This window comes from Pseudomonas sp. FBCC-B35, from assembly GCF_059133755.1.
Window position 1 is genome coordinate 338,346 of record NZ_CP101439.1, and the last position, 16,555, is coordinate 354,900.

11 protein-coding genes are annotated in these 16,555 nt (G+C 62.7%); 9 read left to right on the forward strand and 2 right to left on the reverse strand.

Annotated elements, in window-relative coordinates:
* Positions 1–177: 177 nt before the first annotated feature.
* Together bamE and NMB38_RS01445 are read left to right on the forward strand one after the other, a co-directional pair.
* Positions 178–432, forward strand: a complete 255-nt coding sequence (bamE, locus tag NMB38_RS01440; RefSeq protein WP_027914068.1) for an outer membrane protein assembly factor BamE domain-containing protein — start codon at positions 178–180, stop codon at positions 430–432.
* The gene (locus NMB38_RS01445) at positions 429–1,001 is read left to right on the forward strand and encodes a lipocalin family protein (RefSeq protein ID WP_490805797.1); all 573 of its coding nucleotides are present in this window, start codon (positions 429–431) and stop codon (positions 999–1,001) included. Before bamE ends, NMB38_RS01445 begins: the two co-directional genes overlap by 4 nt.
* A 104-nt stretch (positions 1,002–1,105) precedes the next feature.
* Here the strand turns inward: NMB38_RS01445 and NMB38_RS01450 are convergent, their stop codons facing one another.
* Entirely contained in the window at positions 1,106–2,470 is a 1,365-nt protein-coding gene (locus NMB38_RS01450) for a formimidoylglutamate deiminase (RefSeq protein ID WP_049696740.1), read from the reverse strand.
* Between the two features lie 143 nt (positions 2,471–2,613).
* Here NMB38_RS01450 and hutC point away from each other — a divergent pair, with 143 nt between their 5' ends.
* The 7 genes from hutC (at position 2,614) to hutG (ending at position 10,836) form a co-directional block, all read left to right on the forward strand.
* A complete protein-coding gene (gene hutC / locus NMB38_RS01455) occupies positions 2,614–3,324 on the forward strand; it encodes a histidine utilization transcriptional repressor HutC (RefSeq protein WP_173645899.1) in 711 nt (236 codons plus the stop codon).
* Entirely contained in the window at positions 3,321–3,890 is a 570-nt protein-coding gene (locus NMB38_RS01460; protein ID WP_345956505.1) for a HutD/Ves family protein, read from the forward strand. The genes hutC and NMB38_RS01460 overlap by 4 nt, the downstream gene beginning before the upstream one ends.
* Before the next feature lie 135 nt (positions 3,891–4,025).
* Positions 4,026–5,699 carry a urocanate hydratase gene (gene hutU, locus NMB38_RS01465; protein WP_027914063.1) on the forward strand — a complete coding sequence of 558 codons (1,674 nt, stop codon included), beginning with the start codon at positions 4,026–4,028 and terminating at the stop codon, positions 5,697–5,699.
* A gap of 98 nt (positions 5,700–5,797) precedes the next feature.
* A complete protein-coding gene (gene hutH, locus NMB38_RS01470; protein WP_049696738.1) occupies positions 5,798–7,330 on the forward strand; it encodes a histidine ammonia-lyase in 1,533 nt (510 codons plus the stop codon).
* 67 nt (positions 7,331–7,397) lie between these two features.
* Positions 7,398–8,801 (forward strand): amino acid permease, encoded by a 1,404-nt coding sequence (locus NMB38_RS01475; RefSeq protein ID WP_494354876.1) that lies wholly within the window; start codon positions 7,398–7,400, stop codon positions 8,799–8,801.
* Positions 8,802–8,816: 15 nt separating this feature from the next.
* Entirely contained in the window at positions 8,817–10,022 is a 1,206-nt protein-coding gene (gene hutI, locus NMB38_RS01480; protein WP_049696736.1) for an imidazolonepropionase, read from the forward strand.
* Between the two features lie 10 nt (positions 10,023–10,032).
* Complete coding sequence (gene hutG / locus NMB38_RS01485; RefSeq protein ID WP_027914059.1) at positions 10,033–10,836, forward strand: N-formylglutamate deformylase; 804 nt, start codon at positions 10,033–10,035, stop codon at positions 10,834–10,836.
* A 48-nt stretch (positions 10,837–10,884) separates the two neighbouring features.
* Here hutG and NMB38_RS01490 read toward each other — a convergent pair whose 3' ends face one another.
* Positions 10,885–16,404, reverse strand: coding sequence for a dermonecrotic toxin domain-containing protein (locus NMB38_RS01490; RefSeq protein ID WP_490805798.1), 5,520 nt, complete (start codon positions 16,402–16,404; stop codon positions 10,885–10,887).
* Between the last annotated feature and the right edge of the window lie 151 nt (positions 16,405–16,555).

The window sequence follows — 16,555 nt, forward strand, 5'->3', positions numbered from 1 at the left end:
CCAGGCACGTAAAACCCCATATTGAACACACCAAGCCCCGGGCGGCTCATTCGAATAAGTCATTTTCCCGATCAGCGGTAGCGGTCTTGGGCAGGTCCAACAGGGAACCTGGGAGGCATTTTCCCGTCGAAGGGCACTGCAGGCCACTCGCCTGCTCCCTCGTTCAGGAGTGTCTTCATGTCGTTGCGTTCCCTCGCCCTGTTGTCGCTGTGTGTCGTGCTCGCCGCCTGCAGCAAGATCAATCAGGAAAACTATTCCAAACTCAAAGCCGGCATGAGCAAGGCCGAGGTCGAGCAATTGCTCGGCACGCCGACCGAGTGTTCTGGCGCCTTGGGCATGAGCAGTTGCACGTGGGGGGACGAGCGGAGCTTCATCAGCGTGCAGTACGCGTCGGACAAGGTCTTGATGTATTCGGGGCAGGGTCTCAAATGAGGGCTGCCGGTCTACTGTTGGGCCTGTGCCTGACCCTCTTGCTCGGCGGGTGCGCGGGGTCGATGAACGACCCGCTTGCACCGAAGACCGCGGGGCAGGTGGATCTCAAGCGTTACCAGGGCAAGTGGTACGAGCTTGCACGCTTGCCCATGCGCTATCAGGCCGGCTGCGAACAGTCGGAGGCCCATTACAACCTCAAACCCGATGGGTCATTCGGTTTGCTGAACCGCTGCCGCACCCTGGATGACGAGTGGCTGCGTGCCGAAGGCCGTGCCTACATCGAGGCGCCAGGGCATACCGACAGGCTGTGGGTGGAATTCGACAACTGGTTCACACGGCTGGTCCCTGGCGTAGCCAGGGGCGAATACTGGATCTTGTATGTGGACGAGCGCTACCGCACCGCGGTTGTCGGCAGCCCGGACCGCAAGTACTTGTGGATTCTGTCACGCACGCCCAGCTTGCCGGCCTGGGAGCGCGAACACTTGCTGGCCAAGGCCCGCCAGCAGGGCTACGACACCAGCCGGTTGATCTGGCGAGCTTCCGACCAGCAGATCGTCAAGATGCACTGAGTGGGTTGCAGGCGTGGTGGGCGGAAGCGAACGTCATGCCTACCCGGGGCCTGCTGTAGCGCCTCAGCTCGAATCGCGGCCGCCGCTAAGCGGCCTTGATAGGGTCATCCCAAAAGCTGCCGCAGTACCTGAGCGAATGCCGCGCGGCTTTGCTCCTCTTGCAGGTGATGGCCTTGGCGTACCACCCATTGGCCATTGACCATCACGTCGCGAACCTGCCGGTCACCGCCGGCAAACAGCCACCGATTGAGAATGCCATCACCGTCGGCCATGGCGATGTAGGGGTCCTGATCATCAAGCACCAGCCAGTCGGCGCGCTTGCCTACAGCCAGTTCGCCAATGGGCTGACCCAGCGCCTGTGCACCCCCTGCCCACGCAGCGTCGAGCAAGGTGCGCCCGACCATCGGTTGGTCGCGGCGATGCAAGCGGTTGCGTCGCTGGTCGCGCAGGCGCTGGCCGTACTCCAGCCAGCGCAGCTCTTCAACCACGCTTAGCGAGACATGGCTGTCCGAACCAATCCCCAGGCGCCCGCCCTGTGCCAGGTAGTCCGTGGCCGGGAAAATGCCGTCGCCCAGGTTGGCTTCGGTCGTCAGGCACAATCCCGCCACGGCGCCGCTGCGGGCCATGGCTGTCACTTCGTCCGGCTGGGCGTGTGTGGCGTGCACCAGGCACCAGCGCTCGTCCACGGCCACGTGCTCATACAGCCATTGCAAGGGTCGCAGGCCGCTCCAGGCCAGGCAATCATCGACTTCCCGTTGCTGCTCGGCAATATGAATGTGCACCGGGCATTTGTCGTCACTGGCCGCCAATACCTCGGCGATCTGCCCAGGCGTCACGGCCCGCAGCGAGTGAAAGCACAAGCCCAGCCCCTGCGCCGGTTGCGCGGCCAGCAGCGGCGCCAATTGCGCCTGCAAACGCAGGTAGTGGTCGGTGGACTGGATGAACCGGCGCTGGCCATCGCTTGGCGTTTGGCCGCCAAACCCTGCATGGCTGTAGAGTACCGGCAGCAGGGTCAGGCCGATGCCGCTCTGCGTGGCCGCTGCGCTGATCCGGCGAGACAACTCGGTCGGGTCTGCATACGCATTGCCTGCCTGGTCATGGTGCACGTAATGGAATTCCGCCACCGCGGTATAGCCCGCTTTGAGCATCTCGATGTAGAGCTGGCGGGCGATGACCTGCAGCTGCTCAGGCGTGATCTGCGCGACCAGCCGGTACATGAGGTCGCGCCAGGTCCAGAAGCTGTCATTGGGGTCGCCGACGACCTCGGCAAGCCCGGCCATGGCCCGCTGGAACGCGTGGGAGTGCACATTCGGCATACCGGGAAGTAGGGGGCCCGCCAGACGCTCTGCGCCGTCGGCGCAAGCGCCGGCTTCAATGCGTGTCAGGAACCCGTCCGTACCGACGTCTAAGCGCACGTCTCGGGCCCACCCCGTAGGCAACAAGGCGCGTTGGGCAAAATAGGCGGGCATTGCAAGCTCCTGTTCTTGTTAGCTTGTATATACATATACAGGCGTTTGCCTGCCGGGTAAACTCCGGCAAGCTAACGCTCATTTCTTATGCACAAGGATTTCTGGCCGTGCCGACACCTCCTGCCAACGCGCTGGTTGCCCCCATGGGCGAAGGCCCGGCGCCGCTGTACGCGCGGGTCAAACAGATGATCAAGCAGCACATCGACGACGGTAGCTGGCCGCCGCATCACCGTGTGCCCTCGGAAAGCGAACTGGTCAGCCAACTGGGCTTCAGCCGCATGACCATCAATCGCGCCCTGCGCGAGCTCACAGCCGAGGGGCTGTTGGTGCGCATGCAAGGTGTCGGCACCTTCGTAGCCGAGCCCAAAGGCCGCTCGGCGCTGTTCGAAGTGAACAACATCGCCGACGAAATCGCCGCACGCGGGCACCGGCATAGCTGCCAGGTCGTGGTGCTTGCCGAGGAAGCTGCAGGTTCCGAGCGAGCGCTGGCCTTGAACATGCGCGAAGGTCAGCGGGTATTTCATTCACTGATCGTGCATTTCGAGAACGATACCCCGGTGCAGATCGAAGATCGCTACGTCAATGCGGCCGTGGCGCCCGAATACCTTCTGCAGGACTTCACCCGTCAGACGCCTTATGCCTATCTGTCCCAGGTAGCTCCGCTGACAGAGGGCGAGCATGTGGTCGAGGCGATTCTGGCAGAGCCTGAAGAATGCCAGCTCCTGCAAATCGAACGCGGCGAGCCATGCCTGCTGATCCGCCGCCGTACCTGGTCCGGGCGCCAGCCGGTCACGGCCGCGCGCCTGATTCACCCCGGTTCGCGCCATCGCCTGGAAGGACGTTTTGGCAAATGAGCCGATTGCATGTGTTGCAGGCGCGGGACTATCCGCGCATGCCCTGGAAAAACGGCGCTGGCTTCACCGAGGAAATCGCCCGTGACCACGGCAACGGCCTGGACGGTTTTGGCTGGCGCTTGTCGATTGCCGATATCCAGGCGTCGGGCGCTTTTTCGAGCTTCGCCGGCTACCAGCGGATCATCACCGTGCTGCAGGGCGATGGCATGCGTCTGTGGGTAGACGGCCAACTCAGCCGGCCGCTGCTGCCATTCGACGGGTTTGCCTTCGACGGCGCAAGCGAGGTCGATTGCCACCTTATCGGCGGGCCGATTCGTGATTTCAACCTCATCTACGCACCGCAGCGCTATCGGGCGCGCTTGCAATGGCTGGAAGGTTTCAACCGTTTGCACACCTCGGCCTCGACCGTGCTGCTGTTTGCCGCCAGCCAAGCGGTAGAAGTGGCGGCGGGGCACCAGGCCCTGCAATTGGGGCGTCATGACTGCCTGCAACTGGAAGGTAACGAAGCGTTGCTGGCGTTGGACGTACAGGGGCAGTGCTGCCTGATCGAACTCGATCCCCGTTGAGCTGACCCTGGGCTGGCATCGCTTGCGGCGTCAAGGTCTGCGAATTTCACTTGTCCATGCTTGTACATACAAGTAAAGATGTGTTTGTATTGTTCCACGACACATCTGCTGCAGCCGACCGCAAAGGACATTCCCGTGACCGACAACAACAAATACCGTGACGTTGAAATCCGTGCCCCGCGTGGCAATACGCTCACTGCCAAAAGCTGGCTGACCGAAGCGCCACTGCGCATGTTGATGAACAACCTCGACCCGCAGGTCGCCGAGAACCCCAAGGAACTGGTGGTGTACGGTGGCATCGGCCGGGCCGCGCGCAACTGGGACTGCTACGACAAGATCGTCGAAACCCTGACCCGTCTGGAAGACGACGAAACCCTGCTGGTCCAGTCCGGCAAGCCGGTCGGCGTGTTCAAGACTCACAGCAACGCACCACGCGTGCTGATCGCCAACTCGAACTTGGTCCCTCACTGGGCCAGCTGGGAGCACTTCAACGAGCTGGACGCCAAAGGCCTGGCCATGTATGGCCAGATGACCGCTGGCAGCTGGATCTACATCGGCAGCCAGGGCATCGTCCAAGGCACTTACGAAACCTTCGTCGAGGCGGGTCGCCAGCACTACGGCGGCAGCCTCAAGGGCAAGTGGGTGCTGACCGCAGGTCTGGGTGGCATGGGTGGGGCCCAGCCATTGGCCGCGACCTTGGCCGGGGCTTGTTCGCTGAACATCGAGTGCCAGCAAAGCCGTATCGATTTCCGCCTGCAAACCCGCTACGTCGATGAGCAGGCCACTGACCTGGACGATGCCCTGGCGCGCATCGCCCGTTACACCGCCGAAGGCAAGGCTATTTCCATCGCCTTGCATGGCAATGCGGCCGACGTATTGCCTGAGTTGGTCAGGCGCGGGGTGCGGCCAGACATGGTCACCGACCAGACCAGCGCGCATGACCCGCTCAATGGCTACCTGCCCGCCGGCTGGACGTGGGAGCAGTACCGCGACCGCGCACAGACCGACCCGGTGGCCGTGGTCAAGGCTGCCAAGCAGTCGATGGCCGTGCATGTACAGGCCATGCTCGATTTTCAGCAGCAGGGCGTGCCCACCTTCGACTACGGCAACAACATTCGCCAGATGGCCAAGGAAGAAGGCGTGGCCAATGCGTTCGATTTCCCAGGTTTCGTGCCGGCTTACATCCGTCCACTGTTCTGCCGGGGCATCGGCCCCTTCCGCTGGGCAGCGTTGTCCGGCGAAGCCGAAGACATCTACAAGACCGATGCCAAGGTCAAGGAATTGATCCCCGACGACGCCCACCTGCACCGCTGGCTGGACATGGCCCGCGAGCGCATCAGCTTCCAAGGCTTGCCGGCCCGCATCTGTTGGGTAGGGCTGGGGCTGCGGGCCAAGCTGGGCCTGGCGTTCAACGAAATGGTGCGCAGTGGCGAGCTGTCGGCACCGATCGTGATCGGGCGCGACCATCTCGATTCGGGCTCGGTCGCCAGCCCCAACCGCGAAACCGAAGCCATGCGCGATGGCTCCGATGCGGTCTCCGACTGGCCATTGCTCAATGCCCTGCTCAATACCGCCAGTGGTGCCACCTGGGTGTCGCTGCACCATGGCGGCGGTGTCGGCATGGGCTTCTCCCAACACTCGGGCATGGTCATCGTCTGTGACGGCAGCGACGAGGCGGCGGCTCGTATCGCTCGCGTGCTGGCCAATGACCCAGGCACCGGTGTCATGCGTCACGCCGATGCCGGTTACGCTATCGCCATTGAGTGCGCGCAAGCGCAGGGGCTGGACCTGCCGATGATCACCGGCTGATCACCTCCCTCTGCAACGCACCCCACAAGGGTGATACTCGACAACAAGAAGAGGCGGGCTGGCGCTGCCGGTCATGCCTCGCGAACTGGAGTAGCAACGTGACCGAACTTACCCTCAAGCCCGGCTGCCTGACCCTGGCGCAACTGCGCACTGTGCATGCAGGCCCTGTACGGCTTCAACTCGACGCCAGCGCCGGCCCGGCCATCGATGCCAGCGTGGCCTGCGTCGAGCAGATCATCGCGCAGGACCGTACCGCCTACGGCATCAACACCGGTTTCGGACTGCTGGCGTCGACCCGTATCGCCAGCCACGACCTGGAAAACCTGCAGCGTTCGCTGGTGCTGTCGCATGCCGCCGGGATCGGTGCGCCGCTCGATGACGCGCTGGTCCGATTGATCATGGTGCTGAAGATCAACAGCCTGAGCCGCGGCTTCTCCGGTATTCGCCGCAAGGTCATCGACGCGCTGATCGCGCTGGTCAACGCCGAGGTCTATCCCCACATCCCCCTCAAAGGCTCGGTCGGCGCCTCCGGTGACCTCGCGCCGCTGGCCCACATGTCCCTGGTACTGCTGGGCGAGGGCAAGGCGCGCTACAAGGGCCAGTGGCTTGCGGCTACCGAGGCCCTGGCCATCGCCGGTCTTGAGCCGTTGACCCTGGCCGCCAAAGAGGGGCTCGCCCTGCTCAATGGTACCCAGGCCTCCACGGCCTATGCCCTGCGCGGGCTGTTCCATGGCGAAGACCTGTTCGCCGCCGCGGTCACCTGCGGCGCGCTCAGCGTGGAAGCCGCCCTTGGTTCGCGCTCGCCCTTCGATGCCCGTATCCATGCAGTGCGCGGCCAGCGCGGACAGATCGACACCGCTGCCTGCTTCAGGGCCCTGCTGGGGGACACCAGCGAGGTATCGCTTTCGCACCAGAACTGCGACAAGGTCCAGGATCCTTACTCGCTGCGCTGCCAGCCACAAGTGATGGGCGCCTGCCTCACCCAACTGCGTCAGGCTGCCGAGGTACTCGGCGTCGAGGCCAATGCCGTGTCGGACAACCCTTTGGTGTTCGCCGCCGAAGGCGATGTGGTTTCCGGCGGTAACTTCCATGCCGAGCCGGTGGCGATGGCCGCCGACAACATCGCCCTGGCCATCGCCGAAATGGGCGCACTGAGCGAGCGCCGCATCTCGCTGATGATGGACAAGCACATGTCCCAGTTGCCGCCCTTCCTGGTGGAGAACGGTGGGGTCAACTCGGGCTTCATGATCGCCCAGGTCACCGCCGCCGCACTGGCCAGCGAGAACAAGGCCCTGTCCCACCCGCACAGCGTCGACAGCCTGCCGACCTCCGCCAACCAGGAGGACCATGTCTCAATGGCCCCGGCTGCCGGCAAGCGCCTATGGGAAATGGCTGAAAATACCCGGGGCGTGCTGGCGATCGAGTGGTTGGGCGCCTGCCAGGGCCTGGACCTGCGCAAGGGGCTCAAGACCTCCGCCAGGCTCGAACAGGCGCGCCAGGCATTACGCCGTGAAGTGCCGCACTACGACCGCGACCGGTTCTTTGCACCGGACATCGAAAAGGCCGTGCACCTGCTGGCCGAAGGCAGTCTGACCGCGCTATTGCCAGCGGGCGTGCTACCAAGTCTGTAATGCGCTCGGGGGCCTTTGGTGGCGGCCCCCGTATCTCACGACCACAAAAACAATTCAAGGACGTGACATGCAACCTGCACAAGGTCTCAAGCGCGGGCTGACTGCCCGCCACATTCGTTTCATGGCCCTCGGCTCTGCCATCGGTACCGGCCTGTTCTACGGCTCGGCATCGGCCATCCAGATGGCCGGCCCGGCGGTATTGCTGGCCTATCTGATCGGCGGCGCTGCGGTATTCATGGTCATGCGGGCATTGGGCGAAATGGCCGTACACAACCCCGTGGCCGGCTCATTCGGTCACTACGCCAGCACCTACCTGGGCCCCATGGCCGGCTTTATCCTCGGCTGGACCTATGCGTTCGAGATGGTCATCGTCGCCATCGCCGATGTGACGGCGTTCGGCATCTACATGGGCTTCTGGTTCCCAGAGGTCGCCCGTTGGACATGGGTGCTGGGCATCGTCTTGGTCATCGGTGCGCTCAACCTGTGCAACGTCAAGGTATTCGGCGAACTGGAATTCTGGCTGTCCTTGCTCAAGGTGGGCGCGATCGTGGCCATGATCCTGGCGGGCCTTGGCATCATGGTCTTCGGCTTCAGCCAGGTGGGCAGCGGGCAGGCCGTGGGCGTGGGCAACCTGTTCGAGCATGGCGGTTTCATGCCTAACGGTGTCGCCGGGTTGATCGCCTCGTTTGCAGTGGTCATGTTCGCCTTTGGCGGCATCGAGATCATCGGGGTGACCGCAGGCGAGGCCAAGGATCCGCAACGGGTGATTCCCAAGGCGATCAACGCCGTGCCCCTGCGCATCCTGCTGTTCTATGTGCTCACCCTGTTCGTGCTGATGTGCCTGTACCCCTGGCCGCAGATTGGCAGCCAGGGCAGCCCTTTTGTGCAGATCTTCAGCAATCTGGGGATCGGCTCTGCGGCTGCGGTGCTGAACGTGGTGGTGATCTCTGCGGCCGTTTCTGCCATTAACAGCGATATCTTCGGTGCGGGCCGCATGATGTATGGTCTGGCCCAGCAGGGGCATGCCCCCAAGGGCTTCAGCCGGCTGTCCAGGTATGGCGTGCCGTGGATGACGGTGGTGGTGATGGGGGCAGCACTGCTGGTTGGGGTACTGCTCAATTACCTGATCCCTGAAAACGTGTTTCTGCTGATCGCCTCGATCGCTACCTTCGCCACCGTCTGGGTCTGGCTGATGATCCTCATCACTCAGGTGGCGATGCGGCGGCGCATGAGCCGTGAGCAGATGGCCGAGCTCAAGTTCCCGGTACCGTTCTGGCCCTGGGGCCCGGCATTGGCCATCGCCTTCATGGTCTTCGTCTTCGGTGTGCTTGGCTATTTCCCGGACACCCAGGCGGCGTTGTTGGTCGGCATGGTCTGGCTGGTCTTTCTGGTGGCGTCCTACCTGTTGTGGTGCAAGCCGCGCACAGGGCAGGGCGCGTCGGTGGCCGAAGCCGCCGAGTTGCATCGCTAGCAAAGGAGAACCTGCATGAAAACCCTCTGGCAACACTGCCACGTGGCAACCATGGCCCAAGGCCGTTATTCGATCATCGAAGACGCCGCCATCGTGACCGGTGGTGGGCGGATCCTGTGGATCGGCCCACGTGCCGACTGGCAAGTCGAAGGGACCGAGCAGACGGTGGACCTGGGCGGCACTTGGGTGACCCCCGGGCTGATCGATTGCCACACGCACGCGGTATTCGGCGGCAACCGCAGCGGCGAGTTCGAACAGCGGCTGCAAGGTGTGAGCTATGCCGAGATCGCCGCGCAGGGCGGGGGCATTGCCAGCACCGTGAGGGCCACCCGCGCCGCCAGTGAAGACATGCTGTTCGCCAGCGCCCGGCAGCGCGTCCGGGCGTTGATGCGCGACGGTGTGACCACCCTGGAGATCAAGTCCGGTTACGGCCTGGACTTGGTCAACGAGCGCAAGATGCTGCGTGTAGCCCGGCGTCTGGGTGACGAGCTGGGTATCACGGTTCGGGCCACGTGCCTGGCGGCTCACGCCTTGCCGCCGGAATACGCCGAACGCAGCGACGACTTCATTGCCCACATCTGTGATGACATGCTGCCGGCATTGGCAGCAGAAGGGCTGGTGGATGCGGTGGATGCCTTCTGCGAACACCTGGCCTTCTCACCCGTCCAGGTTGAACGCCTGTTCATCAAGGCACAGCAACTGGGTTTGCCGGTCAAGCTGCACGCTGAACAATTGTCTTCCTTGCACGGCTCCAGCTTGGCCGCCCGCTACCAGGCACTGTCGGCCGATCACCTGGAATTCATGACAGAAGAAGATGCCGTGGCCATGGCAACGGCTGGCACCGTGGCCGTCTTGCTGCCCGGCGCGTTCTACTTTCTGCGCGAGACCCAAGTTCCGCCGATGGAGGCCCTGCGTCGGCACGGCGTGAAAATCGCCCTGGCCAGCGACCTGAACCCGGGCACCTCACCGGGCCTGTCACTGCGGCTGATGCTGAACATGGGCTGCACCTTGTTCCGCATGACGCCGGAAGAGGCCCTCGCCGGTGTCACCACCCATGCGGCGCAAGCGCTGGGCATGGGAAGCAGCCATGGCACTCTTGAAGCGGGCAAGGCCGCCGACTTCGTTGCCTGGCAAATAGAACGCCCTGCCGACCTGGCCTACTGGCTTGGCGGCGACCTGCCCAAGCGCGTCGTGCGCGGCGGCCATGAACTGGATATCTGAGCGAGGCGAGATGGACAAGGTACTGAGCTTTCACCAGGGTCAATTGCCGCTGTTGATCAGCATTCCCCATGCGGGCCTGAAGCTGACCCCGGCAGTGGCCGATGGCCTGGTCGATCAGGCGCGCAGCTTGCCCGACACGGACTGGCACATTCCCCGTCTGTACGATTTCGCCCAGGCGCTGGGCGCCAGTGTACTGACGGCCGAGTATTCGCGCTTCGTCATCGACCTCAATCGCCCAGAGGACGACAAGCCGCTGTATGCCGGGGCCACCACGGGGCTTTATCCGGACACGCTCTTTGAAGGTGAACCTTTGTTCAAGGAGGGGCTGGCGCCAAGCCCGGCAGAGCGCAAGCACTACCTTGAGCACATCTGGCACCCTTATCACAGGGCAATCAGGCATGAGCTGGCACGTTTGCGTGAGACGTTCGGCTATGCCCTGCTCTGGGACGCCCATTCCATCCGCTCGCACATTCCTCGGTTGTTCGACGGCAAGCTACCGGACTTCAACCTCGGGACCTTCAATGATGCGAGTTGCGACCCCAGCCTGGCCCAGCGGCTAACGCACGTCTGTCAACAGGCGCACGGTTACGATCATGCGCTCAATGGGCGCTTCAAGGGCGGGCACATCACCCGTCATTACGGCAACCCAGCCGCGCACGTTCACGCCGTCCAGCTCGAGCTTGCGCAAAGCACCTACATGCTAGAGCGTGAACCTTTCAGCTACCGTGAAGATTTGGCAGGCCCCACCCAGACGGTGCTCAAGCAGCTTCTGCAAGCACTGCTAGCCTGGGGCCAGGCGCATTATCGCAACTGAAGGCAATCGGCCAGGCAGCGCGGGGTATGCGCGCCGCCCGGTCAATCGTCAGCCTTTGGCGACCTCCTTGAGCGTGAGTTCGCGCAGCAGTGCCTGCTCCTCGAGTTCCCGATCCATCTGCAAGCCTTGTTGCAAGATCACCTCTTCCTGCAGCGAATGGCTGGTGTTGGCCAGTTCCAGTACCCGCTGGCGGTACCGGTTTTCAACCTCCTCGAACCGCTCGGCGTATTCACCGCGAAGGCGCTGGGTCCAGTCCTGGTTGGACAGCAGATAGTCGATGAACGCTTCGCTGTGTTCGCGCTTGCGCACGTGTTCGAGCACGCTCGAAAGCTCATCGGCCGCCAGGTTGGCAGCACTTCGGAAACGCATGCGGTCGGCGATGGGCAGCTCGAGTTCCTTGGCCAGTTCGCGGCGATAAGCCAGGCGCACCGAAACCAGATCCCCCGGTATCGAGCGGTGCTGGGCAAGGTGTTCGAGTTCCTCTACCCGGAACAGCTGCAACAGCCTTTGGCGCATCTGCTGCAGGCTATCTCCTGCATCGATCACGACACGTTGATGCATCAGGTACAACTCGATGTTGTTGAACGCCTGAAGCGCGCCGTCATGACAGGTTTGTGCGCCATTTTCGTCAGGCAGCGCCGCTACAGCGATGCTTTCCAGCAATGGCCGCTCGGTCGGGTTGCTGACCGCCGCGACCAGCATCAGTCGCACCCGTTCGCAGAACCTGCCCCGAGTAGCGGGCTCCACGTAAGGGGCTGCGTTTTGCAGACGGCCCACCAGGCGCAGCAAGTCACTGCCTGCAAGCGCGTCCCAGCATACCTGCAGGGATTCATTTTGCAGTGCATTTCCCAACATCCACGATTCCATCCGTGGGGTATCGTCACCGGACACCGGAAAGTGCGGGTGGTCCAGAGAGCCATCACTGGAACCATCGGTGAGCAGGTCGGTGGGAATGTCCAAGGCGAAGGAGAAGCTGTGATGGCTGTCGGAAAACGTGCGGACCCGCTGGATGGTTTCGGCTGGCAGCGGGTTGTCCAACAGGGACACAGAAGAAATCGGAATGGTGCTATCCAGGTTCGACAGGACACGGTCCGGCAGTTCGGTGATGTTGTTCGAACTGAGGTCGAGCAACTCGAGCGGCAGCAACAGGTCGCACCAGTGCGGCCAGCCCTGCAGGTCCATGTTGCTCAGCACCAGGGACTGGAGATTCGCTGCAAGCTGTGCAGGAACACGATTGATGGTGCCCACCCGGTTGCCCGAAAGGTCCAGCGAAGTAAGGTGGGCCAGGCGGCCAAAAATCTCGAACATAGGCTCATCGATTTCCAAACCCATGTTGCGCAACTCCAGGTACTCCAGCTCCGGCAAGCGCAGCAAGGCGGTAGGCAGTGTCGATTGCGGCGCTTGATGACCGTCTATGGTCAGGCGCGTGATACCCGGAAACCGACTGAGCAGCTCATCAAGCTGCGCAGTCGTGCCTCGCAAGCGGGTCAAGGCCAAGGCGCGAACACGCTCGCCAAAGAAGGGGGGCAGGCGCCTCGGGAAGTGCTCGATCGATACGTCTTCCAGATGCAGCCTGAGGTATCGATGGCCCTGTTCCTGATATGTCCAGAAATCATTGATCGCCGTTTCAATGCGTTGACGCTCGGCCAGGGCGGTTTGTGTCAGGGGGTTGCTGGAGCTCGATGCCTGCGCCCAGCCCTCCAGCGCTTCTCGTACCTGCGAGCGCTCGGTGCGCAGGCGCGTGATTCCCTCGATAAGCGACGGCGGCTGGTCCACGCGAATACCAGAAGTATCCAGCTGCTCGTTCATGAGCAAACGCTGCACGTGAATTTCGTTGATCGGGTTGCCTTCAAGGTTGATGACCGGCGGGAGTCGCAGTGATTCGGCTTCGTGCAGCAGGAACGATGGCAGCGTGAGCAGGTTATTGGCGCGCAGGGACAGCTCACCGATGCGGCTCAAGGCATCGCTGTCGATGCCCATCGGCCATTGCGACAGATGCATGCGGTCGAGCCCGAGGTAATCGAGTGTGAGCGCGTGGAAGCTCGGACGGTTGCCTTGTGCCAAGCGATTTCCGGAAAGGTCCAGATGACGCAGCTGCCGGGCACCGGTGAGCATGTCCAGGTCACCGGAGGACAAGGCAATGTTCTGGTTGGTCAGTACCAAGCGCTGCAGCTGTGGCAGGTTTTCCAGAATGGTGGGAATGCTGAATATGAATGCCGAGGGTGTTGCCCGCGGTGTGTAGGGCCGGTCAATTTCCAATGCCTGGAGTTGCGGCATCTGACGGAGCAGGCGTTGCAGCAAACGCTCGTTCTGCGCCCAGCTGGCCATCGCGCCTGAGGGCAGGTCATAGAGGGTCAGGCTGCGCACTCGCTGGTAGAAGAACTCGGGTAAGTTCAACGGAATATCGGCCAGAGAGATCAGCGCCAGGCGTAACACGGACGTGCTCCGGTCGCCTTCGTCCAACGCCGTGTCATACCAGAACTGCACGATAGCCTCGCGCAACGCATCGTAGTTGCGTGCTGCCGCATCGGTCGACGGCGAAATGGCCTCGCTCCAGTCATCGAGCCTGCTTTGCAGTTCGGTGCGCTGCTCGGCCAAACGTTGCAGGTGTTCGAAAATCTGCAGGCGCGTGCGGCCACTGCTGGCCAGCGTATTGATCACCTGATCGGCAGAGCGGCCGGTACGCTGCGCCAACTCCAATGCCTCGACCTCTGCAAGGAGCTGCGAATAAGAGACCGCATGGGCTTGCGGGCCACCGCCGCTCAGCGGATACCCCAGGCGGCCCTCGGCAAGGCGCATGGGTGACCGATAGCCGGGGCGCACCGGCCGCATGCCCAGGGCCCTGCGCAAGGCTGGGCGAGGCAGCAACGGACTTTCCTGCATCAGGTGCCGCAGGGCCGCAGCGTCAGCCGCGCCGAGTTGTGCCATGACGTCTGGCAGCGCCTCGTGAAGCGCGGTAAAGAGGTCCGGGTGTGCCGTTACCAACCGAGATGACTCGGCTTGATCCTGGACGATGTACCCTGCAGGGGCATGGATGATGGTTACGCAGGGGTTACCTTGCTTGGGGCCGATTGCCTCGGCTTGAGTGGGCCAGAACCCACCTCGCAGGATTTGTAGCCTGGTACCGGTAGGCCATTGCCTGAGTGTCGGCAAGGTATGCAGCACGAGTCGATCGCTGTCCCAGCTCTGAGCCCCTACCAGAAACAGCCCCTCGTAAGCCCGCGCCAGACGGACCTGTTGCAGATAAACACGAATTTCCTCGCTCAGGCGTAGCGGTACCCTACCGCTTGCCAGCAGGCCCCGTTCGTTGGCAGTCGCGCTGCGTACCAGCTCGTCGGCAATGGCGGCTGGAAGACCGGGGTATGCCCGCATGACCGGTTCGGCGTCGGGTAGCTGGGCCGATGCCATGCGCCTGTAGGCTCTGAAAAATTCGGTTGAGCGGTTTGCCGTGACGGGCAACTGGCTGATCGACTGGTCAAGCTTGAACCGCTGGAGGGTGTCTTGCAGCAACGCCGGCAATCGCTCGCTCTCCACCAGCGCCCTGCGCAAGGTATCTTCGTCCGTGTCACTGATCTGCAGCATCCGTTGCAGCGTCGGCTCATCGAAGTCAGCACTCAGGTGCCCCATTCGTTGCAACAAGGTCGAACCTGTCCAGGTAGCGGGGCGGTCGGTGACCTGTATCCACGCGCCAGCGCCGTTGTAGCGCAGCGGTGGCTGATAGCGATGCTCGCCCCGTGGGTGCTGCAGCCGGTATTGGCCAGTGTCGGCGTCTGACACGACCTGATACTGGCGACCCTGCAGCACCAGCCGTTGCTGACCCTCATGCAACAACAGGCCCCGCTCATCCGGTGCCAATGACTGTGGCAGTGGGTCCTGGATTTGATAGGGCGTCAGATCAGGTTTCCACAGGCTTACCTGCCCATCAGGCATGTCCACGTCTTCCAGCTCTTCGATGAATGACGGGGTCTCGACGGGAATGCGCGCACCACCCGATTCGTCGTCGGGTTCTTCGACGATGGGTTCGTCGCCCCCTGGGATTTGCGGCGCGCCTTTGAGCGCATGGCCGGCAGCTGTCAGCGCAGCCATGACCGCCACGTTCTCGACGACATCGATCAGGTAATCGTAAGCTGTGTCGCGCTCGTCTGCCTCCCAGGCTTCGATCCCCTCATACACCTCATGGGCCAGCTGGATGATGCCCACCAAAAGCATGGCCTCCCCAAGGCCAGGCACGAAGAAGCCGGCGATGTTCAATGCCAGTAACGCGCGCCCGGCAATGAGCTCGCGGTGAGCCTGGGCCGTACGCCGGTCCACGATCTGGGTTGGGACAGCGTGGAAGAGCACGTCCTGTTCATGACGTTCCACCTTGCGAAAGGCCATGAGCCCCTGGAACGCGTGGGTGAAAGGCGTTTGAACGGGGTAGAGCCTGGCATGTGGATCGCGTACGGGCTCGTGCAGGCCGCGGGTACTCCAGCCCGGTGGTGTCAGACGCGCTTGCAGGCGCTGTCGAACCATCCCCTTGTCGCGCTCGGGCACATGCTTGTCCAGGTAGCCCATGTCAGCCTGGAGCCGATCCCGCAGTGCGTCATGCATGGCCTGCGTATCGGCGAACGCCTTGAGGGGTGTTTCCTCGTCGTCGGGGATATACAGCGCAATGCGGCTATCGGCACCCGATTGCCTCTCGATGACCACTACTCCCGTCAGTACGCAGCCCCAGAGTTGCAGCTCGCTGAACCTGAACCCCGACGCGAGAGGATCCAGCTTTTGATCGAGCGGTACTTCCAGCGCGGCGGTGTAGAACGTCTCGCTGATATCGCCCTTCAAGCGAGCGTAGTGCAGGGACTGTCGCCAAGCCGATTCCTCCGCCCGCCCCAGTGTTTGATACACCTCCAGGGCCACCTCGTCCGCACTGCGGTCAGCCGTTGCGGCCGGGTAGTAGATTGCGTGTATCAGGTCGTGATATTTCCCACCAATGTCCAACGTCCGACACAGGTCGGCGAAGGCTTCTGCCGGGATGTCCAGTGCATTGGTGATAGGCACGGTGCCCATGAAACGCCGGTGGTCGAGAATCACCGATTTTTTCAGGAGCCCATCGGGTGCATCCATGCCACCTTCAACGGCGGCGGACGCCTCGAAGTTATGCAGGGCTGCCTGAAGCAGTGAACGGGTCGCCCGCTCCACGGCCTGCCGCCCGTCCAGGGCGTTGTGCTCCTCGATCAGGCGCGCGTCCACCAGGTAGCTCTTGTCGACATCGACCTGTAGACCAAAGCGTTCGGCAATGGCTTCGGTCAACGCCTTTCTGGCATAGATCTCCAGCTCTGCAACCTGCTCGAACAGCGCCGCGACCTGCGCTTGGTGCTGACGGTGCTGTGCGTGTTCGATGCTCCAGGCACGCGCGACGGCCGGTTGCTCCGTGATCGCTGACGCCAGCCAGGCAGGTGCCTGCCGCCAATTGCGCATGGCCTGGTGCGTGTGGGTCGGGCTTTTTTTCAGCCACTGGGGGATGCGCTTGGCAATGGTGGAGTAATGGACACCTTGTGGGGGTAGGGTGTCGCTGGTGGGTGTTGGCATTTAGCAGTCCTCTGCACGATGAGGTGAAGGACTCTGTAGGGCCGGGGAAGGAGAAAGGAGGTAGATATATCTGCCCGGCAACTGTACCGGGCCAGGCATGGAGTTGATGTACAAGCATGCTCTGCGCTCAATTCAGGTTTATGATGGCTCA